General features: G+C 68.8%; 15 protein-coding genes. 12 read left to right on the forward strand and 3 right to left on the reverse strand.

The genetic code is table 11. From position 1 onward, the window contains the following. The first annotated feature begins 29 nt into the window (after nt 1-29). The 10 genes from FG99_RS07900 (at nt 30) to FG99_RS07945 (ending at nt 11,628) form a co-directional block, all read left to right on the forward strand. On the forward strand, nt 30-1,520 hold the full coding sequence (locus FG99_RS07900; RefSeq protein ID WP_043268624.1) for an L-piperidine-6-carboxylate dehydrogenase: 1,491 nt from the start codon (nt 30-32) through the stop codon (nt 1,518-1,520). 121 nt (nt 1,521-1,641) lie between these two features. After that, nucleotides 1,642-2,925, forward strand: a complete 1,284-nt coding sequence (locus FG99_RS07905) for an L-pipecolate oxidase (protein ID WP_043268626.1) — start codon at nt 1,642-1,644, stop codon at nt 2,923-2,925. 387 nt (nt 2,926-3,312) lie between these two features. After that, a complete protein-coding gene (locus FG99_RS07910) occupies nt 3,313-4,449 on the forward strand; it encodes a branched-chain amino acid ABC transporter substrate-binding protein (protein WP_009613410.1) in 1,137 nt (378 codons plus the stop codon). A gap of 143 nt (nt 4,450-4,592) precedes the next feature. Further along, nucleotides 4,593-5,507, forward strand: coding sequence for an ABC transporter permease subunit (locus tag FG99_RS07915; protein ID WP_009613409.1), 915 nt, complete (start codon nt 4,593-4,595; stop codon nt 5,505-5,507). A gap of 2 nt (nt 5,508-5,509) precedes the next feature. Next, complete coding sequence (gene livM / locus FG99_RS07920) at nt 5,510-6,799, forward strand: high-affinity branched-chain amino acid ABC transporter permease LivM (RefSeq protein WP_043268628.1); 1,290 nt, start codon at nt 5,510-5,512, stop codon at nt 6,797-6,799. Beyond that, nucleotides 6,796-7,668, forward strand: coding sequence for an ATP-binding cassette domain-containing protein (locus FG99_RS07925; RefSeq protein WP_009613407.1), 873 nt, complete (start codon nt 6,796-6,798; stop codon nt 7,666-7,668). Before livM ends, FG99_RS07925 begins: the two co-directional genes overlap by 4 nt. Beyond that, nucleotides 7,665-8,381 (forward strand): ABC transporter ATP-binding protein, encoded by a 717-nt coding sequence (locus FG99_RS07930; RefSeq protein WP_009613406.1) that lies wholly within the window; start codon nt 7,665-7,667, stop codon nt 8,379-8,381. The genes FG99_RS07925 and FG99_RS07930 overlap by 4 nt, the downstream gene beginning before the upstream one ends. A 78-nt stretch (nt 8,382-8,459) precedes the next feature. Next, nucleotides 8,460-9,392: a bifunctional Delta(1)-pyrroline-2-carboxylate/Delta(1)-piperideine-2-carboxylate reductase gene (locus FG99_RS07935; protein ID WP_043268630.1), complete on the forward strand. Its 933-nt coding sequence runs from the start codon at nt 8,460-8,462 to the stop codon at nt 9,390-9,392. 357 nt (nt 9,393-9,749) lie between these two features. Beyond that, nucleotides 9,750-10,511: an SDR family oxidoreductase gene (locus tag FG99_RS07940; RefSeq protein ID WP_043268632.1), complete on the forward strand. Its 762-nt coding sequence runs from the start codon at nt 9,750-9,752 to the stop codon at nt 10,509-10,511. Between the two features lie 388 nt (nt 10,512-10,899). Next, on the forward strand, nt 10,900-11,628 hold the full coding sequence (locus tag FG99_RS07945) for a GntR family transcriptional regulator (RefSeq protein WP_043268634.1): 729 nt from the start codon (nt 10,900-10,902) through the stop codon (nt 11,626-11,628). A gap of 206 nt (nt 11,629-11,834) precedes the next feature. On the opposite strand, the gene FG99_RS07950 is transcribed toward FG99_RS07945, so the two are convergent. Continuing rightward, complete coding sequence (locus FG99_RS07950) at nt 11,835-12,779, reverse strand: PDR/VanB family oxidoreductase (protein ID WP_043268636.1); 945 nt, start codon at nt 12,777-12,779, stop codon at nt 11,835-11,837. Nucleotides 12,780-12,831: 52 nt separating this feature from the next. After that, nucleotides 12,832-13,890, reverse strand: coding sequence for an aromatic ring-hydroxylating oxygenase subunit alpha (locus FG99_RS07955; protein ID WP_043268638.1), 1,059 nt, complete (start codon nt 13,888-13,890; stop codon nt 12,832-12,834). 336 nt (nt 13,891-14,226) lie between these two features. Here FG99_RS07955 and FG99_RS07960 point away from each other — a divergent pair, with 336 nt between their 5' ends. Beyond that, a complete protein-coding gene (locus tag FG99_RS07960; protein WP_043268640.1) occupies nt 14,227-15,552 on the forward strand; it encodes an MFS transporter in 1,326 nt (441 codons plus the stop codon). Nucleotides 15,553-15,559: 7 nt separating this feature from the next. Here FG99_RS07960 and FG99_RS07965 read toward each other — a convergent pair whose 3' ends face one another. Continuing rightward, nucleotides 15,560-16,456, reverse strand: a complete 897-nt coding sequence (locus tag FG99_RS07965; protein ID WP_043268642.1) for a LysR family transcriptional regulator — start codon at nt 16,454-16,456, stop codon at nt 15,560-15,562. A 109-nt stretch (nt 16,457-16,565) separates the two neighbouring features. Between FG99_RS07965 and mdlC the strand changes: the two genes are divergently transcribed. Further along, entirely contained in the window at nt 16,566-18,152 is a 1,587-nt protein-coding gene (gene mdlC, locus FG99_RS07970; protein ID WP_043268644.1) for a benzoylformate decarboxylase, read from the forward strand. Nucleotides 18,153-18,170 lie beyond the last annotated feature (18 nt).

An 18,170-nucleotide genomic window follows, 5' to 3' on the forward strand; every position in this document is an offset into this window, starting at 1 on the left:
TGGCTTAACCGACTGGCTCAGGAGACGCGATGATTTCCGCACTGCTCGAGAAACTGGGAGTCGATTCCTCCCTCTACTCCAACGGCGACCATGTCATCCACAGCCCCATCGACGGCAGCCGCCTGGGCGCCGTGCGCCTGGAAAGCGCCGCCGAAGTGGAGCAGAAGATCGGCCGCGCGGCCCAGGCCTTCGCCGCCTGGCGCGCGGTGCCGGCGCCGCGCCGCGGCGAACTGGTGCGGCTGTTCGGCGAGCAACTGCGCGCGCACAAGGCCGAGCTGGGCGAGCTGGTGTCCTGGGAGGCCGGCAAGATCACCCAGGAAGGCCAGGGCGAAGTGCAGGAGATGATCGACATCTGCGACTTCGCCGTCGGCCTGTCGCGCCAGCTCTACGGCCTGACCATCGCCTCCGAGCGCCCCGGCCACCACATGCGCGAGACCTGGCAGCCGCTGGGCGTGGTCGGCGTCATCAGCGCCTTCAACTTCCCGGTCGCCGTGTGGTCGTGGAACACCGCGCTGGCCCTGGTGTGCGGCAACCCGGTGGTGTGGAAGCCGTCGGAGAAGACGCCGCTCACCGCGCTGGCCTGCCAGGCGCTGTTCGACAAGGCCCTGGCGCAGTTCGGCGACGCCCCGGCCTGCCTCAGCCAGGTGCTGATCGGCGACCGCGCCGCCGGCGAGGCCCTGGTGGACGACCCGCGCGTGGCCCTGGTCAGCGCCACCGGCAGCACCCGCATGGGCCGCGAAGTGGGCCCGCGCGTCGCCGCGCGCTTCGGCCGCAGCATCCTCGAGCTGGGCGGCAACAACGCCATGATCCTGGCCCCCAGCGCCGACCTGGACATGGCCGTGCGCGCCATCCTGTTCAGCGCCGTGGGCACCGCTGGGCAGCGCTGCACCACCCTGCGCCGGCTGATCGCCCACGAGTCGGTGAAGGACGAGATAGTCGCGCGCCTGAAGGCCGCGTATTCGAAAGTGCGCATCGGCCACCCGCTGCAGGGCAACCTGGTCGGCCCGCTGATCGACGAACGCAGCTTCCTGGCCATGCAGGGCGCGCTGGAGCAGGCGCGCGGCGAGGGCGGCGTGGTGTTCGGCGGCGAGCGCCAGCTGCAACAGCAGTTCCCCGACGCCTTCTACGTCTCCCCGGCCATCGTCGAGATGCCCGAGCAGAGCGACGTGGTGCGCAGCGAGACCTTCGCCCCGATCCTCTACGTGATCCCCTACAAGGACTTCGATGAGGCGGTGGCGCTGAACAACGCCGTGCCCCAGGGCCTGTCGTCCTGCGTGTTCACCACCGACCTGCGCGAGGCGGAAGCCTTCATGTCGGCGATCGGCAGCGACTGCGGCATCGCCAACGTCAACATCGGCCCCAGCGGCGCGGAAATCGGCGGCGCCTTCGGCGGCGAGAAGGAAACCGGCGGCGGCCGCGAGTCCGGCTCCGACGCCTGGAAGGCCTACATGCGCCGGCAGACCAACACCGTGAACTGGTCGCGGGAGTTGCCGTTGGCCCAGGGCATAGTGTTCGATTAGCTGCAAGCTGCAAGCTGAAAGCGCAAGACCAGGGTGTGACTTCTAGCTGTGGGTGGGGCGGCAGGCTCTTTCTTGGAGCTTGCCGCTTGCCGCTTGCAGCTCCTTGTACAAGGATCAGCGGATGTCGCTTCGCCAAGAGTGTCTGTGGGAACACCTGACCCCCGAGCGGCCGCAGGCGCCGTCGCTGCTGGGGGAACACGAGGCCGACGTATGCGTCGTCGGCGCCGGCTTCACCGGGCTCTCCGCGGCCCTGCACCTGCTGGAGGCGGGGCGCAGCGTCTGTGTGCTGGAGGCCCATCGCACCGGCCATGGCGGCGCCGGGCGCAACGTCGGGCTGGTCAATGCCGGCCTGTGGATTCCGCCGGACGAGATCGAGGCGGGCATGGGCCAGGAGGTCGGCTCGCGCCTCAACCGCATGCTCGGCGCGGCGCCCTCGCTGGTCTTCTCGCTGATCGACAAGTACGCCATCGACTGCCAGGCGCGCCGCGAGGGCACCCTGCACATGGCCCACAACCAGCGCGGCCTGGACGACCTGCGCAGCCGCTGCGAGCAATGGCAGCGCCGTGGCGCCCCGGTCGAGCTGCTCACCGGCGCGGCCTGCGCCGAGGCCTGCGGCACCGAGCGGATCGCCGGCGCGCTGCTCGACCGCCGCGCCGGCACCCTCAACCCCATGGCCTACGTCAGCGGCCTGGCCCGCGCCGTGGTCGAGCTGGGCGGCGGGCTGTACCACAACTCGGCGGTGACCGCGCTGGAGCGCGAGGGCACTGCCTGGCGCGTCATCACCGGCGAGGGCAGCGTGCTGGCGCAGAAGGTGGTGATCGCCTCCAGCGCCTACACCGAGGGCGAGTGGACGCAACTGCGCCGCACCTTCTTCCCCGGCTACTACTACCAGGTCGCCTCGCGCCCGCTGGAGGGCGCCGAGGCCGCGCGCATCCTGCCCGGCGGCCAGGGCTCCTGGGACACCCGCCAGGTGCTCAGCAGCATCCGCCGCGACGCCGACGGCCGCCTGCTGCTCGGCAGCCTGGGCAAGGGCACCGGCAAGCCGGAGTGGTTCATCCGCAGCTGGGCCGACCGCATCCAGCAGCACTACTTCCCGCGGCTGGGCAAGGTGGACTGGGAATTCACCTGGACCGGCTGCATCGACTTCACCCCCGACCATCTGATGCGCCTGTTCGAGCCGGCCTCGGGGCTGCTCGCCATGAGCGGCTACAACGGCCGTGGGGTGACCACCGGCACCGTGGTGGGCAAGGCCTTCGCCGACTTCCTGTTGCGCGGCGAGGCCAGCGCCCTGCCCATGCCCCTGCGGCCGCTGGAGGAGGTTTCCGCGGCGGGCCTGCGCAGCTGCCTGTACGAGGCGGGCTTCTCGCTCTACCACGCCGGGCAGTGCCTGCGCGTGGTGATCTAGCGGCGCGCCCGGGACGGGGGCGCCCGGCCTCGTCCGCCTCGTCTGGCCCCTTCTGCACTTTGGTCTAGCCTTTTTGGTGCGTTACCTCGATGGGCGCGCACCGAGAATGTGCAGTTAGGTGACAGCGATGGTTACCGCTCGGGTTGCGCCCGTTGGCTGCTGGTTGTGCCAGCTCGCGGGATGGATGGTTGCGCCTATCGGATGTTTGGGTTGCACCTTTTATTTTTGGGGGTTGCACACGCCAAAAGCTGTTTTCTGCCGGCCCTGGCCGGTTCTGCTGTCCGACTTTTCGAATAACAAAAACGGATGGCACGCGGCTTGCTGTTGGCTAATCGCCAACATCTGTTGTTTCGCGCGTCACCACAAAAACCTCAGGAGCAAAACTCCATGTCGCAGAAGATTTTCAGAAAAGGCTTTCTGGCCCTGGCGGTAACCGCCGCGATGGGCATGACTTCTCTCGCCCAGGCCGACGTAGTGATCGGCGTCGCCGGCCCGCACACCGGGGCCAACGCATCCTTCGGCGAGCAATACTGGCGCGGAGCGACCCAGGCCGCCGAGGACATCAACGCCGCCGGCGGCGTCAACGGCGAGAAGATCAAGCTGGTGAAGGCGGACGACGCCTGCGAGCCGAAACAGGCCGTGGCCGTGGCCAACCGCCTGGTCGACGAAGACAAGGCGGTGGCGGTGGTCGGCCACTTCTGCTCCTCCTCCACCATCCCCGCCTCCGAGGTCTACGACGAGGCCGGCATCATCGCCATCACCCCCGGCTCGACCAACCCGCAGGTCACCGAGCGCGGCCTTTCCGGCATGTTCCGCATGTGCGGCCGCGACGACCAGCAGGGCATCGTCGCCGGCGACTACATCGTCGATGTGCTCAAGGCCAAGAAGGTCGCGGTCATCCACGACAAGGACACCTACGGCCAGGGCCTGGCCGACGCCACCCGCGCGCAGCTGAACAAGCGCGGCGTGAAGGAAGTCCTGTACGAAGGCCTGACCCGCGGCGAGAAGGACTTCAACGCCCTGGTCACCAAGATCCGCGCTTCCGGCGCCGAGGTCGTCTACTTCGGCGGCCTGCACCCCGAGGCCGGCCCGCTGGTGCGGCAGATGCGCGAACAGGGCCTGACCGCCAAGTTCATGTCCGACGACGGCATCGTCACCGACGAGCTGGTCACCACCGCCGGCGGCCCGCAGTACGTCAAGGGCGTGCTGATGACCTTCGGCGCCGACCCGCGGCTGATCCCCGACGGCAAGGCGGTGGTCGAGAAGTTCCGCGCCGGCGGCTTCGAGCCCGAAGGCTACACCCTCTACGCCTACGCCTCGGTGCAGGCCCTTGCGGCCGGCTTCAACGGTGCTGGCAAGACCGACCCGGCGGCCGCCGCCAAGTGGCTGAAGTCGCACCCGGTGCAGACCGTGATGGGCAAGAAGGAGTGGGACCAGAAGGGCGACCTGAAAGTCTCCGACTACGTGGTCTACGAGTGGGACGACAAGGGCAAGTACCACCAGCTGGACGCTTTCAAGAAGTGATCCCGGCCTGACGCGCCGCCTGCCGGCGCCGCCACGAGCGGCGCCGGCATCCCCGCAGGTCGACGTCGCCCGCTGGCGGTCACGAGCCGCATCAGGCGCGCTGCGTCAGCCTTTTCCTGCCCCGCTTGCGTGAGTATCCAATCGTGGACGGCATCTTTCTCCAGCAAATGATCAACGGGCTGACCCTCGGGTCGGTCTACGGCCTGATCGCCATCGGTTACACGATGGTCTACGGCATCATCGGCATGATCAACTTCGCCCACGGCGAGGTTTACATGGTATCGGCCTACCTTTCTGCCATCGGCCTGGCGCTGCTGGCCTTCTTCGGCCTGCATTCCTTCCCGCTGCTGATCCTCGGCACGCTGATCTTCACCATCCTGGTCACCGGCGTGTACGGCTGGGTGATCGAGCGCATCGCCTACAAGCCGCTGCGCAACTCCACGCGCCTGGCGCCGCTGATCAGCGCCATCGGCATGTCGCTGATCCTGCAGAACTACGTGCAGCTGGCCCAGGGCCCGCGCCAGCAGGGCGTGCCGACGCTGCTCGAAGGCGCCTTCAAGCTGCACATCGGCGACGGCTGGGTGCAGCTGACCTACACCAAGCTGTTCATCCTGCTGGCCTCCTTCGCCGGCATGGCCGTGCTCACCTACGTGATCCAGTACACCAAGCTCGGGCGCATGTGCCGCGCCACCCAGCAGGACCGCAAGATGGCCTCGATCCTGGGCATCAACACCGACCGGGTGATCTCCTACGTGTTCGTCATCGGCGCCGCCATGGCCGCGCTGGCCGGCGTGCTGATCACCATGAACTACGGCACCTTCGACTTCTACGCCGGCTTCATCATCGGTATCAAGGCGTTCACCGCCGCGGTGCTCGGCGGCATCGGCTCGCTGCCCGGGGCCATGCTCGGCGGCCTGATCCTGGGCGTGGCCGAGGCGCAGTTCTCCGGCATGGTCAACACCGACTACAAGGACGTGTTCGCCTTCGGGCTGCTGGTGACCATCCTCATCTTCCGACCGCAAGGACTCCTGGGCCGGCCCCAGGTATCGAAGGTGTGAGCATGGCTACCGCAACCGCTTCCGCCCCGCGCATCGACCTCAAGCAGAGCCTGGTGGACACCGTCCTGGCCGGCCTGGTCGCCCTCATCGTGTTCGGCCCCATCGTCGGCATCGTGCTCGACGGCTACAGCTTCAACCTGCAACCGGTGCGCCTGGCCTGGATGGTCGGCGCGGTCATGGCCGGGCGCCTGGTGCTCAGCCTGTTCCTGCAGACCGCCGTGGGCAGCCGCGTGCTCGACCGCTTCGAGGGCTCCGACTCCGGCATCCAGGTGCTGCCGCCGGGCTACAAGACGCGCCTGCGCTGGATCATCCCGCTGCTGGTGGTGGCCGCCGTGGCGCTGCCGTTCTTCGCCAACAAGTACCTGCTCACCGTGGTCATCCTCGGGCTGATCTATGTGCTGCTGGGCCTGGGCCTGAACATAGTGGTGGGCCTGGCCGGGCTGCTCGACCTGGGCTACGTGGCCTTCTACGCCATCGGCGCCTACGGCCTGGCGCTGGGCTACCAGTACCTGGGCCTGGGCTTCTGGACGGTGCTGCCGCTGGCTGCCATCACCGCGGCCATGGCCGGGGCGCTACTGGGCTTCCCGGTGCTGCGTATGCACGGCGACTACCTGGCCATCGTGACCCTGGGCTTCGGCGAGATCATCCGCCTGGTGCTGAACAACTGGCTGTCCTTCACCGGCGGTCCGAACGGCATGCAGGTGCCGGCGCCGACCATCTTCGGCCTGGAGTTCGGCCGCCGCGCCAAGGAGGGCGGCACGCCGATCCACGAGTTCCTCGGCATCGATTACAACCAGAACCTCAAGTTCATCTTCATCTACGCCGTGCTGTTCCTGGTGGTGCTGCTGGTGCTGTACGTCAAGCACCGGCTCACGCGCATGCCGGTGGGCCGCGCCTGGGAAGCGCTGCGCGAGGACGAGATCGCCTGCCGCTCGCTGGGCCTGAACCACGTGCTGGTCAAGCTCTCGGCGTTCATGCTCGGGGCTTCCACCGCGGGCCTGGCCGGGGTGTTCTTCGCCAGCTACCAGGGCTTCGTCAACCCGTCGTCGTTCACCTTCTTCGAGTCGGCGCTGATCCTCGCCATCGTCGTGCTCGGCGGCATGGGCTCGACCCTCGGGGTGGTGATCGCCGCCTTCGTCCTGACGGTGACGCCGGAACTGCTGCGCAGCTTCGCCGACTACCGCGTGCTGCTGTTCGGCATGCTCATGGTGCTGATGATGATCTGGCGCCCGCGCGGGCTGATCCGCATCAACCGCCGGGGCTTCGCCAAGCGCAAGGGGGTGGCGCCATGAGCGACAAGATTCTCAGCGTCGAGCACCTGATGATGCACTTCGGCGGCATCAAGGCGCTCAACGACGTCAACCTGGACGTGGAGCGCGGCTCCATCACCGCGCTGATCGGCCCCAACGGCGCCGGCAAGACCACCGTGTTCAACTGCCTGACCGGCTTCTACAAGGCCACCGGCGGGAAGATCCTGCTCAACACCCAGGGCACTACCACCGACGTCATCAAGATCCTCGGTCAGCCGTTCCAGGCCGGCGACTTCGTCAACCCGGCGCAGTTCGGCAGCCGCGTGTACTACAAGATGTTCGGCGGCACCCACCTGGTGAACCGCGCGGGGCTGGCGCGCACCTTCCAGAACATCCGCCTGTTCCGCGAAATGTCGGTGGTGGAGAACCTGCTGGTGGCGCAGCACATGTACGTCAACCGCAACCTGGTTTCCGGCATCCTCAACACCCCCGGCTACCGCCGCGCGGAAAGCGACGCGCTGGACCACGCCTTCTACTGGCTGGAAGTGGTCGACCTGGTGGACTGCGCCAACCGCCTGGCCGGCGAGATGTCCTACGGCCAGCAGCGCCGCCTGGAGATCGCCCGGGCCATGTGCACGCGCCCGGAGATCATCTGCCTGGACGAACCGGCCGCCGGCCTCAACCCGGCCGAGACCCAGGCGCTGAGCCGGATCATCCGCTTCCTGCGCGACCACCACGGCATCACCGTGCTGCTCATCGAGCACGACATGGGCATGGTGATGAACATCTCCGACCACATCATCGTGCTCGACCACGGCGACGTGATTGCCCGCGGCCTGCCGGCGGAGATCCGCAGCAACGACAAGGTGATCGCCGCCTACCTGGGCGCAGACGAAGAGGAGGTCGCATGACGGCGCCGATTCTGGAATTCCGTGATGTGGATGTGTTCTACGGGCCGATCCAGGCGCTGAAGAAGGTTTCCCTGACCGTTGGCGAAGGCGAGACGGTGGCGCTGATCGGCGCCAACGGCGCCGGCAAGTCCACCCTGCTGATGTCCATCTTCGGCCAGCCGCGCGCGGCCGCCGGGCAGATTCTCTACCGCGGCCAGGACATCGCCCGGCGCTCGGCGCACTACGTGGCCTCCAACGGCATCGCGCAGTCGCCGGAAGGGCGCCGGGTGTTCCCCGACATGAGCGTGGAGGAGAACCTGCTGATGGGCACCATCCCCATCGGTATGGACCACGCCCAGGAAGACATGCAGCGCATGTTCGAGCTGTTCCCGCGGCTGAAGGAGCGGCGCAACCAGCGCGCCATGACCATGTCCGGCGGCGAGCAGCAGATGCTCGCCATCGCCCGCGCGCTGATGAGCCGGCCCAAGCTGCTGCTGCTCGACGAACCCTCCCTGGGCCTGGCGCCCATCGTGGTCAAGCAGATCTTCCAGACCCTGCGCGAACTGGCGCAGACCGGCATGACGCTGTTCCTCGTCGAGCAGAACGCCAACCACGCCCTCAGGCTCTCCGACCGCGGTTACGTGATGGTCAACGGCGAGATCCGCATGAGCGGCACGGGCGCGGAACTGCTGGGCAACCAGGAGGTGCGCGACGCCTATCTGGGCGGGCACTGACCGCACATCTGCTCTTCGTAGGAGCGAGGGGGACGCCTCGCTCCTACAAGGGCTCGCCTGACTTTATGGGGAGTCTCCATGCACGATGTCCGTTTCCTCACCAACGCCGACGTCGCCGAGCGCCTGGCTTATCCACAACTGATCGAAGCCCTGCGCCAGGGCCTGGCCGACACCTGCGAGGCGCCGGTGCGCGGCTGCCATGCGCTGCCCGATAACGCCACGCTGCTGACCATGCCGGTGTGGCGCCCGGGGCAGGACATCGGCGTCAAGCTGGTCACCGTGTTCCCCGGCAACGGCGCGCGCGGCTTGCCGGCGGTGGCCGCGCTGTTCTGCCTGTTCGACGGCGTCGACGGCCGCCCGCTGGCGCTGCTCGAAGCCTCCGAACTCACCGCCCGGCGCACCGCCTGCACCTCGGCCCTGGCGGCGGACCACCTGGCCCGGCGCGACGCCGAGCGCCTGCTCATCGTCGGCAGCGGCACCCTGGCGCCGCACATGGTGCGCGCCCATTGCGCGGTGCGTGACTACACCGACGTCGCCATCTGGGGCCGGCACCCGTCCAAGGTCGCCGCGCTGGTCGAGCGCCTGGCCGGCGAAGGCTACCCGGTGCGCGCCTGCGAAGACCTCGCCGCAGGCGTGGCCGCGGCCGACACCATCAGCTGCGTGACCACCTCCCGCGAGCCGCTGGTGCGCGGCGAGTGGCTGCGCCCGGGCAGCCACCTCGACCTGGTCGGCGCCTTCCTGCCGAGCATGCGCGAGACCGACAGCGAAGCCGTGCGCCGCGCGCGCATCGTCGTCGACACCCGCGAAGGCGCGCTGGAGGAGGCCGGCGACCTGCTGATCCCCCTGGCCGAGGGCGCCATCGCCGAATCGGCCATCCACACCCAGCTCGGCGACCTGCTGCAGGGCCGCGGGCTGCGCCGTGACGACCAGGAAATCACCCTGTTCAAGTCGGTCGGCTACGCCCTGGAAGACCTGATCGCCGCGCGCCTGCTGGTGGAGCAGGGCGGCTAGCGGGTTGTCCACGGAATCTGTTGGGCAAGCTGTGGATAAGCTTGGGAAAGCTGCTCCCGGCCCAGACGCGCCGTGGCTTGCGCAGCGCTGCCTGAATACTGACCAGGGGCATGGCGCAAGCCGCGAAACGCCTGAGCTGCTGCGCCCGTGGCAGGCGCTCGCCAGGCATTGCCGAAAACCGCTGCCGGCTGTGGAGCAGCCTGTGGAAAACCTGGGGGAAAACCTCTCCGTCCCGCGTCCCTGGGCGCCTGCCGAACTGTTCGGCCATTGTGGACGGCCGCTGTAGCGCTGGCTGGCGGGGCAGGGCTGCTATCCTGCGAAGTCCGACAGAAAAACCGCCAGCAGAGGAATTGGCCCATGACTCCCACCCTGTTCATCACCGGCGCCACCTCCGGCTTCGGCGAAGCCTGTGCCCGCCGTTTCGCCCGCGACGGCTGGTCGCTGGTGATCACCGGCCGCCGCGAAGACCGCCTGCAGGCCCTGGCCAAGGAACTGTCCGCCCAGGCCGAAGTGCTGCCTATCACCCTCGACGTGCGCGACCGCGCCGCCGTGGCTCGCGCCGTGGACAACCTGCCGGCCGGCTTCGACAAGCTGCGTGCACTGATCAACAACGCCGGCCTGGCCCTGGGCGCCGACCCGGCGCAGGAGTGCGACCTGGACGACTGGGACACCATGGTCGACACCAACATCAAGGGCCTGATGTACTGCACCCGCCTGCTGCTGCCCCGGCTGATCGCCCACGGCCGCGGCGCCAGCATCCTCAACCTCGGCTCGGTGGCCGGCCAGTGGCCGTACCCCGGCAGCCACGTCTACGGCGCCACCAAGGCCTTCGTCGAACAGTTCTCCCTGAGCCTGCGCTGCGACCTGCAGGGCACCGGCGTGCGCGTCAGCAACCTGGAACCGGGCCTGTGCGAAAGCGAATTCTCCCTGGTGCGCTTCGGCGGCGACCAGGCGCGCTACGACAAGACCTACGCCGGCACCGAGGCGCTGCAGCCCGAAGACATCGCCGAAACCATCCACTGGATCGTCAACCAGCCGCCGCACATCAACATCAACAGCCTGGAGATCATGCCGGTAAGCCAGGCCTGGGCGGGGTTCTCGGTGCATCGCAAGGGGTGAGGAGCGCGGGCTCTTGTAGGAGCGAGGGGGACGCCTGGTTCTTGCTCGTGAACGGAGTATCCCGGCGATTCCTCTGCGTTGGCTTGACTCCGCTCCCTCTCCCTAACCCTCTCCCTGAAGGGAGAGGGGACCGTTCGGAGCGCGCTGATGTTTCGGCGTCAGCCGGCTTGTACCGATTACCCGGCTAACACCAAATCCTTTCTCGGCACGGACAAGCCCCCTCTCCCTTCAGGGCGGGGCGCGCAGCCGAGGGCTGGGGAGAGGGGACTGAGTCTGGGGCAAACTGCGAGGCTGCCGGGTAACGCCATTCGCGAGCAAGCTCGCTCCTACGAAAAGCGCCACGCCGCGTTATCATCCGCCAACTCCTCCCGCCACAAGAGCCCCCTCGATGAGCAAACCAGGCCAACGCGTGCTGGCTGAACTGCGCAAGATGATTGCCTCCGGCGAGCTGGCCGCCGGCGAGCGCATCGTCGAGATTCCCACCGCCGAGCGCCTGCAGGTTTCGCGCATGCCGGTGCGCATGGCGTTGCGCGTGCTGGAGCAGGAAGGGCTGCTGGTCAAGGCCGGCAACCGTGGCTACACGGTGCGCGAAGTCACCGAGGACGACATCGCCGGCGCCGTGGAGGTGCGCGGCGTGCTGGAAGGGCTGGCAGCGCGCCAGGCGGCTGAGCGGGGAATTTCCGAAGAGACGCGGGCGCAGCTCCAGCAGTGCCTGGACGAAGGCGACCGCATTTTCGAAAAGGGCCATGTACTGCCCGAGGACCTGGAGGCGTATCACAGCCTCAACATGCGCTTCCACCAGGCGATCATCGAGGCCAGCGGCAACCGCGCCATCGCCGAGGCCCTGGCGCGCAACGACCACCTGCCGTTCGCCTCGGTCAGCTCGCTGGCGGTGGACCGCGACAACCTGCCCCGCGAATACCAGCGCTTCAACTTCGCCCATATGCAGCACCACGCCGCCTACGACGCCCTGGTCAACGGCCAGGGCGCCCGCGCCGAGGCGATCATGCGCGAGCATGCCAATGCCACCCTGCGCTACGCCGAATACTTCCACCCGCCGCGCGAGGGTGTGGCGGTGCTGAAGAAGCCCACTGCTGCGGAAAAAGACCGGTCGTAGGGGCATGGTTCTGCCGGTCGCGCCGAGGCGCTCTGCGTAGGATGGGTTGAGCCTGCGAAACCCATGCGGTCGCGGTGATGGGTATCGCTTCGCTCAACCCATCCTACGGGGTGGTGTGTTTGCCGGAGGGTGTAGGAGCGGGCCCTGCCCGCGAATCGCGCGCAGGGCGCGCTCCTACACGGGAAACTCCCCAAGCAATCCCACCCCTACAGATCCAACACCAACCGCGCACTCCGCGACCGCGAGCAGCAAGGCGTGAACTGATCATTGGCAGCCTGCTCGTCCTCGGTCAGGTACTGGTCACGATGCTCCGGCACCCCTTCCAGCACCCGCGTCAGACAGGTACCGCAGATACCCTGCTCGCACGCCACCTGCACCTCTACCCCGACGCACCGCAGCGCTTCCACCACACTCTGCCCATCCTCCACGCGCACCACCTGCCCGCTGCTCGCCAACTGCACCTCGAAGGCTTCCCCGCCCACGTCCGGTTCGGCTCCAAAGTACTCGCGATGCAGGCGCGACTCGTCCCAGCCCAGGGCACGCGCACTGTCCAGCACGTGCTCCATGAAGCCCGCCGGGCCGCAGGTGTACAGCTGCGCATCGTCCGCCTGCGCCGCCAGCAGCGCCGCCACGTCCAGGCGCCGCGCCGGCTCGCTGTCATCGAAGTGGCAATGCACGCGGGTGGCGAAGGCGGACTGCGCCAGGTACTCGACGAAAGCCGCCTGCTGCGCCGAGCGGGCGCAGTAGTGCAGTTCGAAGTCGGCGCCGCTGCGCGAAAGCTGCTCGGCCATGCTCAGCAGCGGGGTGATGCCGATGCCGCCGGCCAGCAGCAGGCGCCTTCCCGGGCCTTCGACGAGGGGGAAGAGGTTGCGTGGTTCGCCGATGCGCAGCGGCTGCCCGGCCTGCAGTTCGTGCACCGCGCGGGAGCCGCCTCGCGAGTCGGCGCAACGCAGCACGGCGATACGGTAGCGGTGGGTTTCCTCCGGCGCGTTGCACAGCGAGTACTGGCGCACCAGCCCGCCCGGCAGGTGCAGGTCGATGTGCGCGCCGGCGCTGAAGGCGGGCAGGGGGCCGGCGTCGGGGCGGGCCAGTTCGAGGCTGAGGATGTCCGGGGTTTCCCGCTGCACGCGGGTGATGACGACGTCTAGCACGGTGGCGGTCTCACGCTTGGCCGGCCTCGCGGGCCGGCGCTGGAAAGGGGGCTCAGGCGCTGGCGATCAGCGCGGCGGCAGGTTGCTGTTGCTCGGCCGCGCAGAGGCGTTCGAGGATGCGCCGCGACTGCACGCCGCCGGCGTCGATGTTGAGCTTCAGCAGTTGCCGTTGCGGGTGGCGCAGCAGGTTCTGCTGCTGCTGTTCGAGCATCTCCAGGTCCTCGCCGAAAATCTTCCCCTGGCCCTCGCGGATGGTCGCGGTAAGCGCCGCGTCCTGGGGCTGGAAGTTGCGCGCCATGCCCCAGAAGTACCAGATGGAGGTCTCTGTCTCGGGAGTGATGAAGTCGACCACGATGCTCGCCGCCTTGTGCTGCGCCGGGGCGTGGTAGCCGCCGTGGCCGGCGTGGGCCACGCCCACTTCGATCAGCACGTGGCTGGGCGGGGTGAAGCGGCAGATCTGCCAGCGGTCCACCGGCACCTCGTCGGCCAGGCCGTTGCCGCGCAGGGCCAGGCGCCAGAAGGGCGGGGCCATGACGTTCTGCATATGCCGCTCGGTGATCACTTCCTCGCCTTCCACGCGGGTCTTCGGCGCGGCTTCGTCGATCTCCTTCTGGCCGATGCTGTTGGCGTGCACGTAGGTCTCGTGGGTGAGGTCCATGAGGTTGTCGATCATCAGCCGGTAGTCGCACTGGATGTGGTACAGGCCGCCGCCGTAGGCCCAGTCCGGGTTGTCGGCCCATTCCAGGTGGTGGATCAGCGCCGGGTCGGCCTGCGCGGCATCGCCCGGCCACACCCAGATGAAGCCGTAGCGCTCTTCCACGGCGAACTTGCGGATCGCCGGGAAGCCGCGCACGCGCTGGCCGGGCATGGACTCGGTGTGGCCTTCGCAGCCCATGGCCAGGCCGTGGTAGCCGCAGATCAGCTTGCCGTCCTCGACGAAGCCCAGCGACAGCGGCGCGCCGCGGTGCGGACAGAAGTCCTCCAGTGCCGCCACGCGGCCTTCGGGGCCGCGGTAGAAGACCATCTTCTCGCCGCAGACCTGCCGGCCCAGGGGCTTCCCGGCGATCTCGTCGGGGGTGCAGGCGACGTACCAGGCGTTCTTCGGGAACATGGGGCGATCCTCATCTTGTGGTTTTTATTGGATCCAATGGTTGGCTTCGAGCGGAAAGCCTGTCAACCGTGGTGGTCGAAAAATAATCAGTTCGATAACCGAACGAATTCCGAATCCAAGCTGAAGTCTCCGTAAAATCTGGATATTGGCGTCGTAAAGGCTGTGGGATCTGTGGTTTCCGTCAGCCCATTCCGTGATTTTGGGATCCAATGGGGGCTTGTGCTCGGGATCCACCGCTGCCAGGGTGTGCGCCAACCAAGCCTCCACAACAAGAACAAGAGGAACCCGCCATGCCGTGCGCCCAGCCCCGAACCTCCGTCTGCCGGAGGTGCGCCCATGAATCGTGACCTGCGCCATGCCCTCGACCAGGGCCCGATGAACCGCTTCCAATGGACGGCCATCGGCATCTGCATCCTGCTCAACATGATCGACGGCTTCGACGTGCTGGTGATGGCCTTCACCGCCGCCTCGGTCTCCGCCGAGTGGAGCCTGAACGGCGCCCAGGTCGGCCTGCTGCTCAGCGCCGGGCTGTTCGGCATGGCCGCCGGCTCGCTGTTCATCGCCCCGCGCGCCGACCGCTTCGGGCGCCGCCCGCTGATCCTCTTCTGCCTGTTGCTGTGCGGCCTCGGCATGCTGTTCTCGGCCCTGGCCCAGAGCCCGACGCAACTGGCCCTGCTGCGCGGCTTCACCGGCCTTGGCATCGGCGGCATCCTCGCCAGCAGCAACGTGATCGCCGCCGAATACGCCAACCGCCGCTGGCGCCCCCTGGCGGTCAGCCTGCAGTCCACCGGCTACGCCTTGGGCGCCACCTTCGGCGGCCTGCTGGCGGTGTGGCTGATCGGTCACTGGGGTTGGCGCTCGGTGTTCCTGGCCGGCGGCCTGATCTCCCTGGCGGCCATCCCGCTGGTGCTGGCGGGCCTGCCCGAATCGCTGGACTTCCTCCTCGCCCGCCGCCCGGCCAACGCCCTGGCGCGGGTCAACGGCCTGGCCCGGCGCCTGGGCCTGCAGAGCCTGGATGCGCTGCCCGAAGCCCGTTCGCGCGAGGCCTCCGGCGTGGCGATGCTGCAGCTGCTGGCCCCCACGCTGCGCCGCTCGACGCTGCTGATCTGGCTGCTGTTCTTCCTCGCCATGTTCGGCTTCTACTTCATCATGAGCTGGACGCCCAAGCTGCTCACCGCCGCCGGCCTCACCGCGCAGCAGGGCATCACCGGCGGCGTGCTGCTGAGCATCGGCGGCATCTTCGGCGCCGCCCTGGTCGGCGCGCTCTCGGCGCGCGTGCCGCTGGCGCGGGTGCTGCAGGGCTTCATGCTGATCACCGCGGCGCTGCTGGTGCTGTTCCTCGGCTCGGCCTCGTCACTGGCCGCCGCGCTTGGCCTGGGGCTGCTCATCGGGCTGTTCGCCAATGGCTGCATCGCCGGGCTTTACGCGCTGTCGCCGCTGATCTACCCGGCCGGCGTGCGCGCCACCGGGGTGGGCTGGGCGATCGGCGTGGGGCGCCTGGGCGCCATTCTCTCGCCCACCGTGGCCGGGTTGCTGCTGGACGACGGCTGGCAACCGCTGCATCTGTACGGCGTGTTCGCCGTGGTCTTCGCCGCCGCCGCCCTGGTGCTGCTGGGCCTGCGCCCGGCGGCGCCGGCCGGCGAGCCGCTGGCCGCGCACTGAGGGCGCCTCAATGCTGCCCTTGGAGGATCGCGTCGGCGATGGCGTTGCGGAACCACTCCAGCGCCGCCGACTGCTCGCTGCTCGCGCGCCAGTGCAGGGACACCTCGAACGCCGGCACGGCGAAGGGCAGTTCGAGCATCTTCAGCCCGCCCTCGGCGACGAACATGCGGGCGATCTGCGCCGGCAGGATGGTCAGCAGGTCGGTGCCGGGGATGATCTTCGGCAGCACCGAGAAGTGCGGCACGCGCAGGGCGATGCGGCGCTCCAGCTTCATCGCCTGGAGCACGTCCTCGGCGATGCCGTGGCCGGAGGTGCGCGTCACCACCACGTGGCGCTCGGCGAGGTAGCCGGCCAGCTCCAGGCGTTCGCCGATGCGCGGGTGGTCGGCGCTGAGCAGGCACACGTAGCGCTCCTGGATCAGCACCCGGCTGCGGCTGCCGGGCACCGCCTGGCGGCAGATGGCGGTGTCCACCTTGCCGCTGGCCAGCCAGTCGCCCACCTCGTCCACCTGCAGCGGCAGCACTTCCACCTCGGCCAGCGGCGCCTCGCGGGTCAGCCGCGCCAGGATCAGCGGCAGGAAGCCCAGCTCGCCCAGGTCCGACAGGGCGATGCGGAAGCGCCGCTCGGTGGTGGCCGGGTCGAACTGGCGGGTGCCCTGCACCGCGCCCTCGATGCGCGTCAGCGCCTCGCGCAGGGTGGCGTACAGCTGCTCGGCGACGAAGGTCGGCTGGATGCCGTCGCGGCTGCGGCTGAACAGCGGGTCGTCGAACAGCTCGCGCAGCCGCGCCAGGGCGTAGCTCACCGAAGGCTGGGTGACGAACAGGCGCTCGGCGGCGGCCGTCACGCTGCCGGCCTCGTAGAGGGTGACGAAGGTGCGGATCAGGTTGAGGTCGATCTGGGCCATGGCAGTCGCATAGATGGTTTTTATTTTCGATAGAAAGACTATCGATTTGATCGATTATCAGGCCGCTGCGAGAGTAGCGCAAACCCAAGAACGAGCCTGAAGGGCCAGCATGAAAACCGTCCATTGCGCCTCCTACGACATCCTCCGTCGCCACGGCCTGACCACCATCTTCGGCAACCCCGGTTCCAACGAGCTGCCGTTCCTCAAGGACTTCCCCGCGGACTTCCGCTACATCCTCGGCCTGCACGAAGGCGCGGTGGTCGGCATGGCCGACGGCTTCGCCCTGGCCAGCGGCAAGCCCGCCTTCGTCAACCTGCACGCCGCCGCCGGCACCGGCAACGGCATGGGTGCGCTGACCAACGCCTGGTACAGCCACAGCCCGCTGGTGATCAGCGCCGGCCAGCAGGTGCGCTCGATGATCGGCGTGGAGGCCATGCTGGCCAACGTCGAGGCGCCGCAGTTGCCCAAGCCGCTGGTGAAATGGAGCGCCGAGCCGGCCTGCGCCCAGGACGTGCCGCGCGCGCTGAGCCAGGCCATCCACATGGCGAACCTGGCGCCCAAGGCCCCGGTGTACCTGTCGATTCCCTACGACGACTGGGCGCAGCCGGCGCCGGCGGGCGTCGAGCACCTGGCCGCGCGCAACGTGGCCAGCGCCGGGCTGCCTTCGCCGGCGCAACTGGGCGAGCTGGCCGGGCGCCTGTCGCGGGCGCGCAACCCGGTGCTGGTGCTGGGCCCGGACGTCGACGGCGCCCGCGCCAACCCGCTGGCCGTGCAACTGGCGGAGAAGCTGCGCATGCCGGCCTGGGTCGCACCATCTGCCTCGCGCTGCCCGTTCCCCACGCGCCACCCGTGCTTCCGTGGCGTGCTGCCGGCGGCCATCGCCGGGATCTCGCAGCGGCTCGCCGGGCACGACCTGATCCTGGTGGTCGGCGCCCCGGTGTTCCGCTATCACCAGTTCGCCCCGGGCGACTACCTGCCCGCCGGCGCCGAGCTGGTGCACATCACCTGCGACCCCGGCGAGGCCGCCCGCGCGCCCATGGGCGATGCCCTGGTCGGCGACATCTTCCTCACCCTCGAAGCCCTGGTGGAAGCCGTTCGCCCCAGCGCGCGGCCGATGCCCGAAGCCCTGCCGCGCCCGGCGCCGCGCGCCGACGAAGCGGGCCCGCTGCACCCGGAAGCCGTGTTCGACGTGATCGACGAACTGGCCCCGGACGACGCCATCTTCGTCAAGGAATCCACCTCCACCGTGACCGCCTTCTGGCAGCGCGTGCAGATGCGTGAGCCGGGCAGCTATTTCTTCCCGGCCGCCGGCGGCCTGGGCTTCGGCCTGCCGGCGGCGGTCGGCGTGCAGCTGGCGCAACCGCAGCGGCGGGTGATCGGCATCATCGGCGACGGCTCGGCCAACTACGGCATCACCGCCCTCTGGACCGCCGCGCAATACCGCATCCCGGCGGTGTTCATCATCCTCAAGAACGGCACCTACGGCGCGCTGCGCTGGTTCGCCGGGGTGCTCGACGTGCCCGACGCCCCGGGCCTGGACGTGCCCGGCCTGGACTTCTGCCAGCTCGGCCGCGGCTACGGCGTGCGCTCGGTGCAGGCCGCCGACGCCGCCAGCCTGCGCGCGGAACTGGCCCGCGCCCTGGCCGGCGACGAGCCGGTGCTGATCGAGGTGCCCACCCTGACCATCGAGCCCTGAGGGCCCGACTTACCGACC

Origin of the sequence: Pseudomonas sp. AAC, from assembly GCF_000725445.1 — a bacterium.
Lineage (GTDB): Bacteria > Pseudomonadota > Gammaproteobacteria > Pseudomonadales > Pseudomonadaceae > Pseudomonas > Pseudomonas citronellolis.

Bases quoted from the DNA above. Each gene is read 5' to 3' on its own strand.
- FG99_RS07940 (WP_043268632.1), top strand. From the start codon at position 9,750: ATGACTCCCACCCTGTTCATCACCGGCGCCACCTCCGGCTTCGGCGAA.
- FG99_RS07935 (WP_043268630.1), top strand. From the start codon at position 8,460: ATGCACGATGTCCGTTTCCTCACCAACGCCGACGTCGCCGAGCGCCTG.
- FG99_RS07910 (WP_009613410.1), top strand. From the start codon at position 3,313: ATGTCGCAGAAGATTTTCAGAAAAGGCTTTCTGGCCCTGGCGGTAACC.
- mdlC (WP_043268644.1), top strand. From the start codon at position 16,566: ATGAAAACCGTCCATTGCGCCTCCTACGACATCCTCCGTCGCCACGGC.
- FG99_RS07960 (WP_043268640.1), top strand. From the start codon at position 14,227: ATGAATCGTGACCTGCGCCATGCCCTCGACCAGGGCCCGATGAACCGC.
- FG99_RS07930 (WP_009613406.1), top strand. From the start codon at position 7,665: ATGACGGCGCCGATTCTGGAATTCCGTGATGTGGATGTGTTCTACGGG.
- FG99_RS07900 (WP_043268624.1), top strand. From the start codon at position 30: ATGATTTCCGCACTGCTCGAGAAACTGGGAGTCGATTCCTCCCTCTAC.
- FG99_RS07925 (WP_009613407.1), top strand. From the start codon at position 6,796: ATGAGCGACAAGATTCTCAGCGTCGAGCACCTGATGATGCACTTCGGC.
- FG99_RS07965 (WP_043268642.1), bottom strand. From the start codon at position 16,456: ATGGCCCAGATCGACCTCAACCTGATCCGCACCTTCGTCACCCTCTAC.
- livM (WP_043268628.1), top strand. From the start codon at position 5,510: ATGGCTACCGCAACCGCTTCCGCCCCGCGCATCGACCTCAAGCAGAGC.
- FG99_RS07905 (WP_043268626.1), top strand. From the start codon at position 1,642: ATGTCGCTTCGCCAAGAGTGTCTGTGGGAACACCTGACCCCCGAGCGG.
- FG99_RS07945 (WP_043268634.1), top strand. From the start codon at position 10,900: ATGAGCAAACCAGGCCAACGCGTGCTGGCTGAACTGCGCAAGATGATT.
- FG99_RS07955 (WP_043268638.1), bottom strand. From the start codon at position 13,890: ATGTTCCCGAAGAACGCCTGGTACGTCGCCTGCACCCCCGACGAGATC.